The following is a 1,247-nucleotide window of genomic DNA, read 5'->3' on the forward strand; positions in this document are numbered from 1 at the left end:
ATAGTCGGTATGGGTGAATCAGGTGAAATCAAAGTTTGGATTTCAAATACACCATCTGCTGGGTTTACAGGCCATGTATTACACGAACTAGGCTCAGGGCAAGCTCAATGGCGTGAGAATAAGTAGTAAAGCCACGACCCTAAGCTTATGTTCTATAAAGTATTCGCAGAGGTAGCCCGTAGCTCATGACCCAGAAGAAGACGCTGAATTCACCACTAAAAACCAACAACGTGAGCTTTTTTACAATCAACCAGAACAAGCTGAAGAAAGTGAGCAATGGCAGTCACAACTAATAAATGGATATAGATTATGGACAACCTCATAAAATTACTCATCACACTCACTTTTACATTATTTGTAATGGGTTGCTCGTCAACAGGAACAATTGATTACATGGTTGCAGGTGTCGGCACCGAAAATGGCAATGCAATTTGGGGGCGCTCTGTAGTATTTGATGATGAGTGGGGAATACCGTCAGGGGCAATTGGGTGCTGCTATGGTGAAACAAGAGCGACGGTAAGTGTTTACGATCAAAAACTCCCAGAAAAAGTAGCTGTTGAATGGTTAGATAAGTCAGAAAATAGAATTTACTTTGGTGAAGTTGCAATAGACAAAAAAGGTTACAAATTAGCTAAATCTCTCCCTTATTTTACTTTATCGACAGGTGAAGTATTTAAGGAAATAAAACCATACTTAATAGTCGGTATGGGTGAGTCAGGTGAAATCAAAGTTTGGTTATCTAATACCCGTTCAGCGGGATTTACAGGCCGTGTATTACACGAACTAGCCTCAGGACAAGCCCAGTGGCGTGAGAATAACTAGTAAAGCGATTTCCATCTGTAGCTTTGGCCCATGGTTCTGAATATGGGCCGGAATTTACCACTAAAAACAACATATTGAAGGTTCATGTAGTAACAATGGCAAGGGCCAACCAGCGGGCAAGTAACCTTGCAACTAGCAAAAAAACGCCCAGACGAAGTATCCTTTTGGCAGCACTATTTTGAGGTTAAACCAGGGGCTTATAATGTCACTGCAACTGCCAATGGCGCGGTAGATAGCACCACATTCACCGTTGAGCAGCCTACGTTAGGTTACGAAATTGAGCTACTAGATGAGACAGGCGAGCCCCAAGCCAACATGGGCTATAAAATTCGCTTACGTAACGGCCATATTATCACCGGACAGCTCGATCAAAACGGCTACGCCAACGTATCAGGCCCTGATTTTGAAAACGCCAAAGTCAGCTT

General features: G+C 42.8%; 1 protein-coding gene and 1 pseudogene. Both read left to right on the plus strand.

Annotated elements, in window-relative coordinates; all coding sequences use genetic code 11:
* The first annotated feature begins 309 nt into the window (after positions 1-309).
* Positions 310-822, plus strand: coding sequence for a DUF2931 family protein (locus tag H5232_RS23260; protein WP_182831653.1), 513 nt, complete (start codon positions 310-312; stop codon positions 820-822).
* A gap of 126 nt (positions 823-948) precedes the next feature.
* A pseudogene (locus H5232_RS23265) lies at positions 949-1,247 on the plus strand (hypothetical protein); the annotation flags it as partial.

This window comes from Pseudoalteromonas sp. SG41-5, assembly GCF_014164495.1.
Taxonomy (GTDB): Bacteria; Pseudomonadota; Gammaproteobacteria; order Enterobacterales; family Alteromonadaceae; genus Pseudoalteromonas; species Pseudoalteromonas rhizosphaerae.

Coding starts and splice junctions, on each gene's coding strand:
- H5232_RS23260 (WP_182831653.1), top strand. CDS start 310: ATGGACAACCTCATAAAATTACTCATCACACTCACTTTTACATTATTT.